The sequence below is a fragment of the Nitrospirillum guanabarense genome (assembly GCF_034653355.1).
Classification (GTDB): domain Bacteria; phylum Pseudomonadota; class Alphaproteobacteria; order Azospirillales; family Azospirillaceae; genus Nitrospirillum.
The window spans coordinates 135,828-151,601 of sequence record NZ_JAYEER010000004.1 but is presented as its reverse complement, the minus strand read 5'-3'; the positions used below and the strand labels follow the sequence as shown (position 1 = coordinate 151,601).

The window sequence follows — 15,774 nt, the reverse complement described above, 5'->3', positions numbered from 1 at the left end:
CCGTGCCATCAATCGGTTCTGGCAGAACGCGTAAACTATGCAACGGCGCGGATCCAGGTGATCCGCGCCGTCTCTTTTCTTTGCACATCGGGTGCCGTATCGTCATCGCGCCCTGGTTGCCGGAACCCCGACACGATGCACGCCTGGCGACTCGCCCTGTTGCCGCTGCTGATCCCGCCCCTGTTGATTCTGACGGTGGCCCCGCCGGCCGCCGCGCGGACGCATCGCGCCCATCACAAGACGCACAAGGAACATGCCACGAAAGGTGTGCCCAAGGGCGCGCATGGCCTCATCCCCGCCGGCAGCGGCGTGGTCATCGGCGTGCTCAGCGGCGACACCGTCACCCTGCGCGACGGGCGGGTGGTGCGCCTGGCCGGCATCCTGGCGCCCAAGACCGCCCGCACCGGCAGGCCCCAGGACGACAACCCCAGCCGCGCCGCCTGGCCCCTGGCGGAAGACTCACGGCACGCGCTGGAGGATCTGGTGCTGAACCGCACGGTCAGCCTGATGCTGGGCGGCGTGGACCATGACCGCTACGGCCGCGTGCTGGCCCATCTGATGGTACGCGACGGCCGCCGCCCCGTCTGGGTGCAGGACACCCTGCTGCGCCGGGGCTGGGTGGAATTGGCGCCCCACCCGGACGCGCCCAAGGGGCTGGCCCCCCTGCGCCGGGCGGAGGGTTACGCCCGCGAGCACCAGCTGGGCCTGTGGGCCGACGGCTTCTACGCCGTGCGCGACCCCGACACGGCGTTCCGCGCCCAAGGGCGCTACGCCATCGTCACCGGCCGGGTGCTGGATGCGGCCGACGCCCGTGACCACGTCTACCTCAACTTCGGCGCGGACCGGCGCACCGACTTCACGGTGGAGATCGACCGCCGTGACATGGCCGCCTTCCGCGCCCGCCATCTGAGCCCGCTGGACCTGAAGGACCGATTGGTGGAGGTGCGCGGCTGGGTGGAGGAGCATAACGGCCCCATGATCCGCGTCACCAACCCCGACCAGATCATCACCACCGACGGCCGCTGGCCCCGCCGGCGCCCGGCGCGGGGCGAAAAGAGCAAAGAGGAGGCGGAGGGCGGTGGCGGCGTGCCGGCCGGGACGGAACCTTAGGCCCGGCAAGCGCCCGCGTCCTGTCCCCGCGCCACCGCCAGGCCCATCTGCAGGCTGCGGCCGATGCGGGTGCCGACTTCCGCCAGGCGCAGGGCCGCCTCCGCCGTGAACAGGCCCTGGGCCGTGTCATGGAACAGGGCCAGCCAGCGGCGGAAATGGTCGGCGTCTATCATGGGCAGCGCGGCGTGGGCCACCATGGGCCGGCCCTCGTAGCGGCCAGTGGACAGCAGGACGGAGGACCAGAAATCCACGATGCGGGCGCGATGGCGGTCCCATGCCTCCTCGGTGGTGCCAACGGCCCCCTCGAAGATGGGCCCCAGCAGCGCGTCCTGGCGTGCCCGGTCGTAAAAGGTCCGCACCAGAATGGTCAGCAATTCCTCCGTGAAGGCGGCAAACGGTTGTGACATCGCTGTAGAACTCCCGCAAAACAGGCCGGCCGGAATCGGCCGGGGTTGGTTGGGTTTGCGCTGGGGGCCGGCCTTGGCCTACACTTCGGCCCTTAATCGAGCAATCTGGTGTACCGACCCATGGCGCGCGGCGATCTCTTCCCACCCCTGGAACCCTACCGGACGGGCACACTGGCCGTCAGCGACCTGCATACCATCTACTGGGAGGAAGCCGGCAACCCCGACGGCGCGCCCGTCGTCTTCCTGCATGGCGGGCCTGGTGCCGGCGCCTCACCCACCCATCGCCGCTTTTTCGACCCCCGGCATTACCGCATCGTCATCCTGGACCAGCGCGGCGCCGGCCGGTCCACCCCCCTGGGCGAAATCCGTGAGAACGGCATCCCCGATCTCATTTCGGATCTGGAACAATTGCGGGCGGTGCTGGAGATCGACCGCTGGCTGGTGTTCGGCGGCTCCTGGGGGTCCACCTTGGCGCTGGCTTACGCCCAGGCCCATCCGGAACGGGTGAAGGGCCTGGTGCTGCGCGGCATCTTCCTGATGCGCCAGCAGGAGATCGACTGGTTCCTCTACGACATGCGCACCTTCTTCCCAGAGGCCTGGTCCACCTTCGTGGCCCACGTCCCGGTGAATGAGCGCGGCGACCTGCTGGAAGCCTACTACCGCCGCCTGACCTCCGCCGATCCGCTGACCCGCATGGCCGCCGCCCGGGTTTGGAGCGTGTATGAAGGCGCCTGCTCCACCCTGCTGCCCAGTCCGGAGCTGGTGTCGGCATCCGGCGAGGACAACCACGCCCTGGGTTTGGCCCGCATGGAGGCGCACTACTTCCGCAACAACAAGCTGTCGCCGGAAGCGGCCTTGCTGGAGAACATCGACCGTATCCGGCACATTCCGGCCATTATCGTCCAGGGCCGCTACGACGTGGTCTGCCCCATCCGCACGGCGGATGAGTTGCACCGCGCCTGGCCCGAGGCCGACTACATCGTCGTGCCGGACGCCGGCCACAGCGCCATGGAACCGGGCATCCGCTCGGCCCTGGTGCAGGCGACGGAACGGTTCAAGACTCTGTAGTTTTCCTCAGGCGCCGGCGCCCTGCGGTACTCGCTCCGGGGCCCGCAGTCGCGGGCCAGGAAAAAATGGCGAGAAGGGGCGGTCGCGCGTCGTCAGGCGCTCCGCCGCAGTCCCTTCAGGCCCTGGCGCAGGCGCGTCCAGGGCCGTTCGTTGGGCGTCAGGTCGATGCCGACCTCGGTCACCCGCGCCTCGTCCATGGACGCCACGATCAGGGCGACCTCGCCCACCTTCAGACGCACGCCGACGGAGGCGCGGCGGCCCAGGCGGCGGGCCAGGTGCTCACCGATGGCGATCTCCCCGTCCACGCCCGGCGCCTCGAAGCCATAGAGACCGGCCACGGTGGCGAGCGGCGTGTCGCCCTTGACCTGGAAGTCGCCCAGGCCGGCGGCGCGGCGGCCGTGGTCGCGGCGGCCGAACAGGCGCTCCATGGCGGTCAGGGCCGCCGGCTCGCCCAGCACCAGCACGGCGTCGCCAGGGTACAGCACGCGCACCTCCTCCGGCGCCACGGGATGCCCCTCGCGGATCATGGCCAGCACACGCACGGATTCCGGCACCACCAGCCGGCCCAGGCCGCGCACCGCCGCCTCGCTCTCCGGCGCCACGGTCAGCATGGCCAGCTGCTGCGGCCCGTCCACCGGCAGGTCGATGTCGGCACGGCCGGGCGGCTCGGGATCGGCGGGGATTTCCACGTCCAGCAGGCGCGCCGCCGGCCCGATGGTCCAGCCCTGGGCCAGCAGGGACAGCAGCACCACCGCGAAGGCGATGCCGAAGTAGGTCTCCGCCCCCGGCAGGCCGGACAGCACCGGCAGCAGGCCCAGGAAGATGGGTACCGCCCCGCGCAGGCCGACCCAGGAGATGAACAGCCGCTCATTCCAGGCGAAGCCGAAGAACGACAGGCACAGCGTGACGGCCAGGGGCCGCGCCACCAGGATCAACGCCACGGCCACCACCAGGGCCGGCAAGGCCACACGCACCAGCGTGTCGGGGGAAACCAGCACGCCCAGCATGAGGAATAGGGAGATCTGGCTGAGCCAGGCCAGCCCGTCGTGAAAACGCTCGATGATCTGCCGCGCCTTGACCCGGCGGTTGCCGATGATGAAGCCGGCGAGGTAGACGGCCAGGAAGCCGGAGGCGCCGATGGTCTGGGTGGCGCCGAAGATGAACAGCGTGCCGGCCAGCGCCAGGATGGGGTAGAGGCCGGCCGACAGTTCCAGCCGGTTGATGATGGCCGACAGGGCGAAGCCGCCGGCGACACCGATGATGCCGCCGCCGCCCATCTCCAGCGCGAACTGGCCCAGTTGCGCCCAGCCGAAGCCCGCCCCTTGCACCGCGTGAATGGATAACAGGGTCAGGAACACGGCCATGGGGTCGTTCAGGCCCGACTCCACCTCGAGCAGCGCCGAGACGCGGGGGCGCAGGCGCAGGCCCCGCTGGTGCAGCAGCAGGAACACGGCCGCCGCGTCGGTGGAGGCGACGATGCTACCGATCAGGAAGCCCTGGGCCCACCCCACGCCCAGCAGCCAGCGCGCCACCACGCAGGTGACGCCGGCCGTGACCAGCACGCCGGCCGTGGACAGGACCAGGGCCGGCCAGCGCGCCACCTTGAACACCGCCCTGGGTGTGCGCAGGCCGCCGTCGAACAGGATGACGGCGATGGCGATGGACCCGACCAAGGAAGCCAGGCGGTAGTCGTTGAACTGGAAATTGGCCAGCTTGTCGACGGCGATGCCCAGCGCCAGGAACACCAGCAGCAAGGGCGCGCCAATGCGGGAGGAGGCGCGGCCGGCCAGGATGGCCAGCATCAGCAGCGACCCGAGCGCGAAGATGATGGTGTCGACGTGATGCACTGGCCGACTTGCTCCCCCCGGGCGGCCGCCTGGGAGGCGCCCCCGTTAACCCGTACCGCCAGAGGCTTACCCTAGCCCCAAGCCCTTGGACTAGCTGTCCGTTGGGCCAGCGTCCCTTTCGGGTTTCCCCATCCGCCGATCCCTTGAGTCTTCTCGCCGCCCATTGTGTCCGCCATGCGGCGCCGGCTGGCAAATTTGAGGGCGGCTTAAAATGCCGCGTCCACCGACAGATGGTGGACGTCGAAGCCCCAGCCGGCCGCCATGTCGGCCGCGACGCGGGAGCGGTGGCAGATGTGCGGGTCGTCTTCCAGGCACAACAGACAGGCCGGCCCCTGGTTCAGCGCCGTGGCGGCGGCCACGCCCAGTTCGTATTGCGCTTCGGGCCGGGCCAAGGCCTGGTCGACAATGGACCAGAACAGCGGCTGGTTGCCGGCGCGTCCCGCCAGCCGCCCCTCCTTGGGCGTGCCCAACGCCTTCAGGTGCAGGTACTCGATGCCCGCCTGGCGCAGGGCCGCCGACAACGGGCCCTTGGAAAAGCCGGCGCGACGCGACAGTGGCAGCTCGCGCACATCGATCAGGGTGCGCACGCCGGCCCGCACCAGACGCTCCACCAGCGCCGGCTGGCCCGCCTTCTCATACCCTATGGTGAACAGCTCGGGCATGGACGTGACTCCCTCGGGGATGCGGCAGGCCTCAGACATGAGCCCCAGCCCTGTGTCCGGCAAGGGGCGGATGTGCCTGGAAATGAGTCATTCCGCCGCGCTCAGCCCTTGCCATACGTTCCCACCCCGTGTACAAACCGCGCTTCATTTGGGCGGCGAGGCCGGACCGAAGGGTCCAGGGCATGCCCACCCGCTCATCTGAATTCCACCGCCGTCCTTCGGGGCGGTCATTCTTTCGTGAGGAACCAAAATGCCCAAGCTGAAGAATCACAGCGGGACGAAGAAGCGGTTCAAGCTGACCGCCTCCGGTCTCGTTCGCGCCCAGGCCGCCGGCAAGCGCCACGGCATGCGCAAGCGTCCGCAGAAGATGAAGCGGAACGCCCGCGGCATGATGACCCTGTCCAAGCAGGACGGTATCATCATCACCAAGAATTTCATCCGGGTACCGTAAGGAGGGCTGAACCATGGCTCGCGTTAAGCGGGGCGTGACCACCCACGCCCGTCACAAGAAGATCCTGAAGCTGGCCAAGGGCTACCGGGGTCGTTCCAACAACTGCTTCCGTATCGCGATCGAGAAGGTCGAGAAGGCGCTGCGTTACGCCTACCGCGACCGTCGCGCCAAGAAGCGTAACTTCCGCGCCCTGTGGATCCAGCGCATCAACGCCGGTGCCCGCATCCACGGCCTGACCTACAGCCAGTTCATGCACGGCCTGAAGCGCGCCGCCATCGACGTTGACCGCAAGGTCCTCGCCGACATCGCCGCGCGCGAGCCGGAGGCGTTTAAGGTCCTGGTCGATCAAGCCCAGGCCGCTCTCAAGGCCGCTTGATCCTACCCGGATCAACGGTGCTGATAAGAAGGGGAGCAGGCCCGGCGGGCCCGCTCCCCTTTTTGTTTTGTGCTCCCTCAAGCGCCGGGCGCCGGCATCCGCCGGCTTGGCTTCCTCGCTCCGCCCTGCGGTACTCGCTGCGGGGCCGGCGGTCGCCGGCCACAACGGCACGGGCCAAAGCCAAGCGCCGTTGGTAGTATCCGCCCCCAAGATTGCCCTACTGCCCCTAAAAAAACGGATCGTTGCGATGAACATCCTCGACAGCCTCAAGGCCGACCTGCTGGCCGCCGCTGCCGCCGCCCCCGACCTGGCCGCCCTGGAAGAGGTGCGGGTGGACGCCTTGGGCAAGAAGGGCCGCATCACCGGCCTGATGAAGGACATGGGATCGCTGACGCCGGATGAGCGGCGGGAACGCGGCCAGGCCCTGAACGCCGTCAAGGAAGAGATCAGCGCGGCCCTGGACGCCCGCCGCCAGGTGCTGAAGGCGGAGGCCCTGGCCCAGCGGCTGGAGGCGGAGCGCATTGACGTCAGCCTGCCGGCCCGCCCCGAGGTCGAGGGCCGCGTCCACCCCATCAGCCAAACGGTGGAAGAGATGATCGCCATCTTCGCCGACATGGGCTTCACCGTGGCGGAGGGGCCGGACATCGAGACCGACTTCAACAACTTCACCGCCCTGAACATCCCGCCGGAGCACCCGGCGCGCCAGATGCACGACACCTTCTACCTGCCCAACGGGCCGGACGGGGGCACTCGCGTGCTGCGCACCCACACCAGCCCGGTGCAGATCCGCACCATGCTGGCGGGGGAACCGCCCATCCGCATCATCGCGCCCGGCCGCACCTACCGGTCCGACTACGACCAGACCCACACCCCCATGTTCCACCAGATCGAAGGCCTGGTGATCGGCGAGAACATCCACATGGGCCACCTGAAGGGCACGCTGCTGGAGTTCTGCCGCGCCTTCTTCCAGGTGGATGACCTACCCCTGCGCTTCCGCCCCAGCTTCTTCCCCTTCACCGAACCGTCGGCGGAGGTGGACATCGGCTGCTCGCGCAAGGGCGGTGAGCTGAAGCTGGGCAACTACGGCGATTGGCTGGAGATCCTGGGCTGCGGCATGGTCCACCCCAAGGTGCTGGAGAACTGCGGCATCGACAGCACCCGCTGGCAGGGCTTCGCCTTCGGCATGGGCATCGAGCGCGTGGCCATGCTGAAGTACGGCATCCCCGACCTGCGCACCTTCTTCGAGGCCGACCTGCGTTGGCTGAAGCACTACGGCTTCGCGCCGCTGGACGTGCCCAGCCTGGCCCAAGGCCTCACCCGATAATCCATCCCAAGAGCGGCAGCCGGCTTTGACCCGCCAGGCGCCCCACCCGAAGAACGGCAGATAGCGATGAAGTTCACCCTTTCCTGGCTGAAGCAGCACCTTGAAACCGACGCCCCGCTGGACGTCATCACCGACAAGCTGACCGCCCTGGGCCTGGAGGTCGAGGGCGTGGAGGACACCGGCAAGGCCCTGGCCCCCTTCGTCATCGCCAAGGTGCTGTCGGCCGAGAAGCACCCCAACGCCGACAAGCTGCGCGTCGCCATGGTCGACACCGGCACGGGTGAGCCCATCCAGGTGGTGTGCGGCGCGCCCAACTGCCGCGCCGGCATCACCGTGGTGTTCGCCAGCCCCGGCGCCGTCGTCCCGGCCACGGGCGACACGCTGAAGGTTGGTGCCATCCGCGGCGTGGAAAGCCGGGGCATGCTGTGCTCCGAACGCGAGCTGAACCTGTCGGATGAGCACAACGGCATCATCGAGCTGCCGGAGGAGGCGCCGGTGGGCGCCAGCTTCGCCGCCTGGCGCAAGCTGGACGACGCTGTCATCGAGATCTCGCTGACGCCTGACCGCGTCGACTGCGCCGGTGTCTACGGCATCGCCCGCGATCTCGCCGCCGCCGGCGTCGGCGCGCTGAAGCCCTTGAACACCGCGCCCGTGCCTGGCGTCTTCCCCGCCCCGGTGAAGGTGGCGCTGGAAACGGCGGCCTGCCCGCAATTCGCCGCCCGCGTGGTGCGCGGCGTGCGCAACGGCCCCAGCCCGCAGTGGCTGCAGGACAAGCTGACCGCCGTGGGCCTGCGCCCCATCTCGGCCCTGGTGGACATCACCAACCTGATGACCCTGGACCAGGTGCGCCCCCTGCACGTCTTCGACGCCGCCAAGGTCCAGGGCGACCTGACCGTGCGCGAGAGCAAGGCGGGCGAGACCCTGCTGGCCCTGAACGGCAAGGAATACACCCTGCCCGCCGGCCTGACCGTCATCGCGGACGCCTCGGGTTCCGTCCTATCCCTGGGCGGCGTCATGGGCGGGGAGAGCACCGGCGTGTCGGAGACGACCACCGACGTGATCATCGAGGCGGCCCTGTTCGAACCCGCCAAGGTGGCGGAGACCGGCCGCGCCCTGCAGATCGACAGCGACGCCCGCTATCGCTTCGAGCGCGGCGTGGACCCGGCCAGCGTCGTCAGCGGCATCGAGCAAGCCACCCGCCTGGTGCTGGACCTCTGCGGCGGTGAGGCCGGCGAGGTCTTCGTGGCGGGAGCCGAGCCCGCCTGGCGCCGCCCCTTGACCCTGCGCCCCGCCCGCGTGGCCCACCTGGGTGGCGTGGACGTGGCCGAAGCGGACCAAATCCGCATCTTGTCGGCCCTGGGCTTCGAGACCAGCCGGAAGGACGGCCTGATCCACGCCGTGCCGCCGTCCTGGCGCGCCGACGTGCATGGCGAGGCCGACCTGGTGGAGGAGGTGCTGCGCATCCACGGCTTCGACGCCATCCCCACCACCAGCCTGCCACGCGACGAGGGGCTGCCCAAGGTCGCCGTCACGCCCAAGCAGCGCCGCACCGCCACCGTGCGCCGCCTGCTGGCCGGCCGGGGCATGTTGGAGGCCATCACCTGGTCCTTCCTGGCGCCGGAGACGGCCCAGCTGTTCGGCGGGGCGCCGGACGAACTGGCCCTGCTGAATCCCATCAGCGCCGACCTGGCCATCATGCGCCCCTCCGTGCTGGCCAACCTGGCGGCGGCCGCGGGCCGCAACGCCGCGCGCGGCTATGCCGACCTGGCGCTGTTCGAGGTGGGGCCCGCCTTCCGCGACGGCAGCGAGAAGGGCCAGGATCTGATCGCCGCCGGCGTGCGCGCCGGCCTGGCCGTGGCCCGCCATTGGGCCAAGGGCACCCGCCCCGTGGACGCCTATGACGCTAAGGCCGACGCCATCGCGGCGCTGGAAGCCGCCGGCGCCCCCACCGCCAACCTGGTCGTCTCCACCGACGCGCCCGGCTGGTACCACCCGGGCCGCTCCGGCTGCCTGCGACTGGGCCCCACCGTGCTGGCCCGCTTCGGCGAGCTGCACCCGGCGGTGCTGGAGGCCCTGGACCTGACCGGCCCGCTGGTGGCGTTCGAGGTGTTCCTGGACCTTGTCCCGCAGCCGAAGAAGAAGGGCGGCACGGAAAAGCCGAAGCTGGATCTGTCCACCTTCCAGCCCATCAGCCGCGACTTCGCCTTCGTGGTGGAGGCCGGCGTGGAGGCCGACCGTCTGATCCGCGCCGCCAAGGGGGCCGACAAGGCCCTGATCACCGGCGTGCAGCTGTTCGACGTCTACCAGGGCCCCGGAGTCGAAACCGGCTTCAAGTCCATCGCCTTGTCGGTCACCTTGCAACCGGTGGACAAGACCCTGACCGACGCGGAAATCGAGGCCGTCGCCGCCAAAGTCGTCGCCGCCGTCACCAAGGCGACCGGCGCCGTGTTGCGCGGCTGACACAGAGCTTACACGCTCGCAGTAGGCGCCCCTTGGCTTTCAGGGGGCACCTTTCCTTTTAACCAATTTATTGTGAATTTTAGACTACTTTAACCACTTGCACGGCCTGCGCCCCCGTCCCTTACTATCTTTCCAAAGATAAAAAGCGGACACTGACGCCTACACTTATGGCGTCACCCGTTGGGGGAGGACAGACGGCATGAAGTTTTTCCGGGATCTGCCCATCATCCAGAAGCTGCTGCTGCCCCTGATCCTGATGGGTCTGGTGACGCTCGGCACCTCCCTCTACACCCTGTCGCAGATGAACACGGGTGCTGTGCAATACCAGCACCTGCTGCGCGGCGAGGCGGAGGCCCTGAAGGCCATCGACCGGGCCAATGGCGCCGCCGCCAACATCGGCCGCATCAGCTACATGATGCTGGCGGAGACCGACAAGTTCATCATCGACAGCATGAAGGATGAGATCGGGCAGCAGGCCGGCGACCTCTCCAAATACCTGGACAGCGTCGCCCGGCTGAACCCGGGATCCAAGGACGACCTGGCCATGGCCCGGGACGAGTTCAAGGCCATGATGAAGTTCGCGGAAGAGGCGCGCGAACAGATGCTGGCGGGCAACACCAAGGCCGGCGCCGCCACCCTGACCGACGAGTTCGACATCCGCCTGTCCAAGCTGTTGGACCGGTTGACAGTCATCACCAAGGCGGTGGACGAGAATTTGAGCAAGGGCGAGGCCGCCGCCAAGGCGCGTAACGAACGAACCTACTGGGTGACCCTGGTGGCCGGCCTGTCGGGTGCCGTGCTGATCATGGCCCTGGCGCTGTGGATCGCCTGGGCCAGCGTGTCTCGCCCGCTGAAGCGCATCGTCGACACCATGACCGCGCTGGCCGACGGCGACCAGACCGTGGAGGTGCGTGCGACCGACCGGCGCGATGAGATCGGCGCCACCGTGCGGGCGCTGCGCGTCTTCCAGCGCACCATGGTGGAGGCCGACACCCTGCGCCATGAGCAGGAGACGATGAAGGCCCAGGCCCAGGCCGAGCGCCATACCGCCCTGGCCCAACTGGCCGATGAGTTCGAGGCCAGCATGAACCAAGTGGTGGAAGGGGTGGCCGGTGCCGCCGACCGTATGCAGGGCAACGCCAAGGGCCTGTCCGCCATCGCGGAGCAGACCAACCACCAGACCCTGGCGGTCGCCGGCGCGGCGGAAGCCGCGGCCGGTAACGTCAACACCGTGGCGGCGGCGGCCGAGCAGCTTTCCGCCAGCATCCAGGAGATCGGCCGGCGGGTGGAGGAATCCTCGCAGATCGCCCAGAACGCCGTGGTGGAGGCGGAGCGCAGCAACCACACCGTGGGCGGCCTGGTGGAGGCGGCACGCAAGATCGGCGACGTGGTGCGCCTGATCAGTGACATCGCCAGCCAGACCAACCTGCTGGCCCTGAACGCCACCATCGAGGCGGCGCGGGCGGGCGAGGCCGGAAAGGGCTTCGCCGTCGTGGCGTCCGAGGTGAAGACCCTGGCGACCCAGACGGCCAAGGCCACGGAGGAGATCAGCGCCCAGATCGGCGAAATCCAGGCCGTGGCCGGCAGTGCCGCCGGCGCCATCCACGGCGTCAGCGGCACCATAGGCCGCATCAGCGACATCGTCACCACCATCGCCGCCGCCGTGGAGCAGCAGGGCGCCGCCACCAACGAGATCGCCAGCAGCGTGGCCCAGGCCGCCGCCGGCACCTCCGACGTGTCCAGCACCATCGGCGAGGTCACCCGTGCCGCCAGCGAGACCGGCACCATGGCCGTCGACGTGCTGCACGCCGCCCAGGACCTGGTCAGCCAGTCCGATCACCTGCGCCACCAGGTGGCGGGCTTCCTGATCAAGGTGCGTGCGGGCTGAGCCCCGCTCACCCCGGCGTCTGGTCTCCTGGCGCCTGGCTCAGGATGGCGGCGGACAGGATGCGGCCGTCCGATGCCTGCAGCAGGACCGCGACACGTTCCCCTGCCGGCAGAGGCTGGCGGACCTCCACCGCGTCTCCCCGCCATTGCCCTGCCGGGGTGATCGACCGGACAATATTGGATTCCAGCAGGGTGCGGCCGCTGTTCTCGCCCCGCCCGATGGGGGTGCGGTGTTGCGGGTCATACCCCACCACCAGGATGTCACCCTGCTGTCCCTTGCCCGCGCCAACGGAAATGACCAGGCCGTCTTCCCCGCGCGCGACCTGCAAGCCGACCGGCGCCGCTTCCCGCCGCGTGGCGTCGGCGATTTCGGCCAAGCCCCGCGCACGGTCGGAACCGACGAAGGCGCGTTCGCCATTCACCACCATCTCCGGCGTGTAGACCTGGCCGCCGCCCAGGCCGCGCGCATACCACCGCTGCCGCGCCGTGGCGGCCTCGAGTGAATAGGGATCCCGCCAGCCCAGGCCATTCCAATAGGTCACGTGGAAAGCCAGAGGCAGCACGTCCCGGCGGTCCTGCGCCAGGTCGGTGAGGAAGGCATCGGCGGGCGGGCAGGAGGAGCAACCCTGCGACGTGAACAATTCCACCACCACCGGTCCCGCCGCCAGCGCGGGCGTCGAGATCGGGAGGGCCAGGCCGAACGCCAGGAAAAGCAAGCCGGTACGACGCATTCTTTCGTCCCCTCCCTTGTCCACGCCGCGAGCGTGATGTCCCCCTATGTGGGAAGCGCCCGGTGGTGCCGCCAGGGAGGCGCGGCGAACGGCCGCCGCTTCCGGCCTGGACCATGCGTTCCAGTCGGGGCACAGTCGGCGTCAATGGTGAATGGGGGAGGGACCGATGGCGGCGACACTGGCCTTCGACGTCTACGGCACGCTGATCGACACCCATGGGCTGGTGGCGATGCTGCGGGACATGGTGGGGGAGCGCGCCGCCGACTTCTCCCGCACTTGGCGGGAACGGCAGCTGGAATATGCCTTCCGCCGCGCCCTGATGCAGAACTACGTCCCCTTCAGCGTCTGCACCGCCCAGGCCCTCGACCACACCTGCGCCTTCTACGGGACGCCGCTGTCCATGGCGTGGCGGGCGGCCCTGCTGGATGCCTATCGCACCCTGCCGGCGTTCGGCGACGCGGCGGATGGATTGGCCCAGTTGCGGGCGGCGGGGTTCAAGCTCTACGCCTTTTCCAATGGCACCGCCGACGCGGTGCGCACCTTGCTGGACGCGGCCGGCGTCGGCGGACTGTTCCTGGACATCGTCAGCACGGATGACCTGCGGTCGTTCAAGCCCAGCCCCGCCGTCTACAGCCATTTCCTGCGGGCGGCCGGTGCCACGGGTGCTGAGACCTGGCTGGTCTCCAGCAATCCGTTCGATGTCATCGGGGCCCTCTCCGCCGGTTGGCGCGCCGCCTGGGTGAAACGCTCGCCCGAGGCGCTGTTCGATCCCTGGGGCGTGTCGCCGACGGCGACCGTTGCGGACTTGCGGGAACTGGCAGCGGCCATCGCGCCTTAAGTTCCCGCCCGCACATGAACGCCCCGCCAACCCCGCGGTTGCGCCGGAACGCGGGGCATCCTATGGTCGCGGGAATTTTCCCAGACCGGCCCGTCATGACCGACCTTTCGCACATCCGCAATTTCTCCATCATCGCCCATATCGACCACGGCAAATCGACCCTGGCCGATCGCCTGATCCAGTATTGCGGCGGCCTGGACGCACGGGAGATGCGCGAGCAGGTGCTCGACAGCATGGATATCGAGCGCGAGCGCGGCATCACCATCAAGGCGCAGACCGTGCGCCTGACCTACAAGGCCGATGACGGGAAGACCTATCAGCTGAACCTGATGGACACGCCCGGCCACGTGGACTTCGCCTATGAGGTCTCGCGCTCGCTGGCCGCGTGCGAGGGCTCGCTGCTGGTGGTTGACGCCTCGCAGGGGGTGGAGGCGCAGACGCTGGCCAACGTCTACCAGGCCATCGACCACAACCATGAGATCGTCCCGGTCCTGAACAAGATCGACCTGCCGGCGGCCGAACCCGACCGCATCAAGCAGCAGATCGAGGATGTGATCGGCCTGGACGCCAGCAACGCCGTCATGATCTCGGCCAAGACCGGCCTGAACATCAAGGACGTGCTGGAGGCCATCGTCACCCGCCTGCCGCCGCCCAAGGGGGACCTGGAGGCGCCGCTGAAGGCCCTGGTGGTCGACAGCTGGTACGACCCCTACCTGGGCGTGGTCATCCTGGTGCGCGTGGTCGATGGCGAGCTGAAGGTCGGCCAGAAGATCCGCATGATGGCCACCGGGGCCACGAAGGAAGCCGACCGCGTCGGCCACTTCACGCCCAAGGCCGTGCAGTCGGGCCGCCTGGGCCCAGGGGAGATGGGCTTCATCACCGCCGGCATCAAGGACATCCGCGAGACCAAGGTCGGCGACACCATCACCGAGGAGCGCCGCCCGGCCGCCGAGCCGCTGGAAGGCTTCAAGCCCAGCGTGCCGGTGGTGTTCTGCGGCCTGTTCCCCACCGACGCCGCCGAGTTCGAGCACCTGCGCGAAAGCCTGGGCAAGCTGGCCCTGAACGACGCCAGCTTCCAGTTCGAGGCGGAGACGTCGGCGGCGCTGGGCTTCGGCTTCCGCTGCGGCTTCCTGGGATTGTTACACCTGGAAATCATCCAGGAACGGTTGGAGCGCGAGTTCAACCTGGACCTGATCACGACGGCGCCCAGCGTCATCTACAAGGTCCACATGACCGACAAGTCGGTCATCGACATGCACAACCCGGCCGACATGCCGGACCCCATCCGCATCGACCACATCGATGAGCCGTGGATCCGCGCCACCATCATGCTGCCCGACGAGTATCTGGGCGGCATCCTGGCGCTGTGCACCGAGCGGCGCGGCCAGCAGATCGACCTGACCTATGTCGGCGGGCGCGCCATGCTGGTCTACAAGCTGCCGCTGAACGAGGTGGTGTTCGACTTCTATGACCGGCTGAAGTCCATCAGCCGCGGCTACGCCAGCTTCGACTACCAGATGGACGGGTATGAGACCGGCGACCTGGTCAAGATGTCCATCCTGGTGAACGCGGAACCGGTCGACGCCCTGTCCACCATCGTCCATCGCAGCCAGGCCGAGCACCGCGGCCGCCTGCTGTGCGAGCGGCTGAAGGAGTTGATCCCGCGCCAGCTGTTCAAGATCGCCGTGCAGGCCGCCATCGGCAGCCGCGTCATCGCCCGCGAGACCATCAGCGCCATGCGCAAGGACGTGCTGGCCAAGTGCTACGGCGGCGACATCAGCCGCAAGCGCAAGCTGCTGGACAAGCAGAAGGAAGGCAAGAAGCGCATGCGGCAGTTCGGCGAGGTCGAAATCCCGCAGAGCGCCTTCATCGCCGCCCTCAAGATGGGCGACGGCTGATTCAGCCATCCAGAGCACCGGGTATCGCGTCGGCCGTCCGCCAGGGCGGCCGGTTCTGGTTTCAAGGCTGCTCGGCGGCCGAGCCAAGAACATGGCGTTTGGCGTCCATCGCGTCATGAAGGACGCGCAAGATGTCAATCACACCGGGCTCCATCACTTCATAAACCAGCAAATGACGGGGAGTAAGGACGGGCACCCCTTCCACACTAGCCCGCCTCCGGCTATGGCGCAGATGGTACATGCGGACAGACAATTCAGGCTTATCGACGCTACCCAGCCGATAGGGATCGGCACGTAAGTCCTGAATGGCCTGGAACAGCAGCGCTCGATAACGGTGGAATGCCCCGTCGCCAAAGGTTTGAAGAGAATGGGCGGCTATGGCCTTGAGGTCAGCTTTGGCGGCGGCGGCAATGCGAACCTTGAGCATCGTCGTCAGCGCTAACCAGCGGCTTCCGATTCTAAATTGGCGAGGTACCTTTCAAGGTCGCCGTCAGCCTCAATCAGGTCAAACCGGCCTTCCGCGATATCGCGCCGCCCAACCTCCACAGCATCCCGCAAAGCCTTTAGCTTAGCTGCGTGTTCCTGCTCCTCCCGCTCGACAAGCCGCAAACCGGCACGGAGCACCTCGCTGGCATTCTGATAGCGACCGGACCGCACCAGGTCTTCGATGATCTGCTCATGGTGATCGGTCAGCACCACGTTGCGCGTCGGCATC

The 15,774-nt window shown here is 68.4% G+C and carries 15 protein-coding genes; 9 read left to right on the top strand and 6 right to left on the bottom strand.

Annotated elements, in window-relative coordinates:
- The first annotated feature begins 135 nt into the window (after positions 1-135).
- Positions 136-1,110: a thermonuclease family protein gene (locus UAA55_RS18740; protein WP_322954653.1), complete on the top strand. Its 975-nt coding sequence runs from the start codon at positions 136-138 to the stop codon at positions 1,108-1,110.
- Here the strand turns inward: UAA55_RS18740 and UAA55_RS18735 are convergent.
- Entirely contained in the window at positions 1,107-1,517 is a 411-nt protein-coding gene (locus UAA55_RS18735; protein ID WP_322954652.1) for a group III truncated hemoglobin, read from the bottom strand. The two genes, UAA55_RS18740 and UAA55_RS18735, sit on opposite strands and share 4 nt — an antisense overlap.
- A gap of 120 nt (positions 1,518-1,637) precedes the next feature.
- Between UAA55_RS18735 and pip the strand changes: the two genes are divergently transcribed.
- Positions 1,638-2,585: a prolyl aminopeptidase gene (gene pip, locus UAA55_RS18730; protein ID WP_322954651.1), complete on the top strand. Its 948-nt coding sequence runs from the start codon at positions 1,638-1,640 to the stop codon at positions 2,583-2,585.
- A gap of 92 nt (positions 2,586-2,677) precedes the next feature.
- Here pip and UAA55_RS18725 read toward each other — a convergent pair whose 3' ends face one another.
- Positions 2,678-4,432, bottom strand: coding sequence for a potassium/proton antiporter (locus UAA55_RS18725; protein WP_322954650.1), 1,755 nt, complete (start codon positions 4,430-4,432; stop codon positions 2,678-2,680).
- Positions 4,433-4,638: 206 nt separating this feature from the next.
- Complete coding sequence (locus tag UAA55_RS18720; RefSeq protein ID WP_322954649.1) at positions 4,639-5,094, bottom strand: DUF488 domain-containing protein; 456 nt, start codon at positions 5,092-5,094, stop codon at positions 4,639-4,641.
- 250 nt (positions 5,095-5,344) lie between these two features.
- On the opposite strand from UAA55_RS18720, the gene rpmI reads away from it, so the two are divergent.
- From rpmI to UAA55_RS18695, 5 genes are all read left to right on the top strand, one after another.
- Positions 5,345-5,545 (top strand): 50S ribosomal protein L35, encoded by a 201-nt coding sequence (gene rpmI, locus UAA55_RS18715; protein ID WP_004271784.1) that lies wholly within the window; start codon positions 5,345-5,347, stop codon positions 5,543-5,545.
- A 13-nt stretch (positions 5,546-5,558) separates the two neighbouring features.
- Positions 5,559-5,921: a 50S ribosomal protein L20 gene (gene rplT, locus UAA55_RS18710; protein ID WP_040843389.1), complete on the top strand. Its 363-nt coding sequence runs from the start codon at positions 5,559-5,561 to the stop codon at positions 5,919-5,921.
- Between the two features lie 247 nt (positions 5,922-6,168).
- Complete coding sequence (pheS, locus tag UAA55_RS18705; protein ID WP_322954648.1) at positions 6,169-7,245, top strand: phenylalanine--tRNA ligase subunit alpha; 1,077 nt, start codon at positions 6,169-6,171, stop codon at positions 7,243-7,245.
- A gap of 66 nt (positions 7,246-7,311) precedes the next feature.
- Positions 7,312-9,705, top strand: a complete 2,394-nt coding sequence (pheT, locus tag UAA55_RS18700; protein ID WP_322954647.1) for a phenylalanine--tRNA ligase subunit beta — start codon at positions 7,312-7,314, stop codon at positions 9,703-9,705.
- A 199-nt stretch (positions 9,706-9,904) separates the two neighbouring features.
- The gene (locus UAA55_RS18695; RefSeq protein WP_322954646.1) at positions 9,905-11,593 is read left to right on the top strand and encodes a methyl-accepting chemotaxis protein; all 1,689 of its coding nucleotides are present in this window, start codon (positions 9,905-9,907) and stop codon (positions 11,591-11,593) included.
- Between the two features lie 7 nt (positions 11,594-11,600).
- Here the strand turns inward: UAA55_RS18695 and UAA55_RS18690 are convergent, their stop codons facing one another.
- On the bottom strand, positions 11,601-12,323 hold the full coding sequence (locus tag UAA55_RS18690; RefSeq protein ID WP_322954645.1) for a DUF1223 domain-containing protein: 723 nt from the start codon (positions 12,321-12,323) through the stop codon (positions 11,601-11,603).
- A gap of 166 nt (positions 12,324-12,489) precedes the next feature.
- Between UAA55_RS18690 and UAA55_RS18685 the strand changes: the two genes are divergently transcribed.
- Both UAA55_RS18685 and lepA read left to right on the top strand, forming a co-directional pair.
- Positions 12,490-13,161, top strand: coding sequence for a haloacid dehalogenase type II (locus tag UAA55_RS18685; RefSeq protein WP_322954644.1), 672 nt, complete (start codon positions 12,490-12,492; stop codon positions 13,159-13,161).
- A gap of 95 nt (positions 13,162-13,256) precedes the next feature.
- Positions 13,257-15,059 (top strand): translation elongation factor 4, encoded by a 1,803-nt coding sequence (lepA, locus tag UAA55_RS18680; RefSeq protein WP_088870743.1) that lies wholly within the window; start codon positions 13,257-13,259, stop codon positions 15,057-15,059.
- Positions 15,060-15,120: 61 nt separating this feature from the next.
- Here the strand turns inward: lepA and UAA55_RS18675 are convergent, their stop codons facing one another.
- Entirely contained in the window at positions 15,121-15,486 is a 366-nt protein-coding gene (locus UAA55_RS18675; protein WP_322954643.1) for a type II toxin-antitoxin system RelE/ParE family toxin, read from the bottom strand.
- Positions 15,487-15,497: 11 nt separating this feature from the next.
- Complete coding sequence (locus UAA55_RS18670; RefSeq protein WP_322954642.1) at positions 15,498-15,773, bottom strand: type II toxin-antitoxin system ParD family antitoxin; 276 nt, start codon at positions 15,771-15,773, stop codon at positions 15,498-15,500.
- Position 15,774 lies beyond the last annotated feature (1 nt).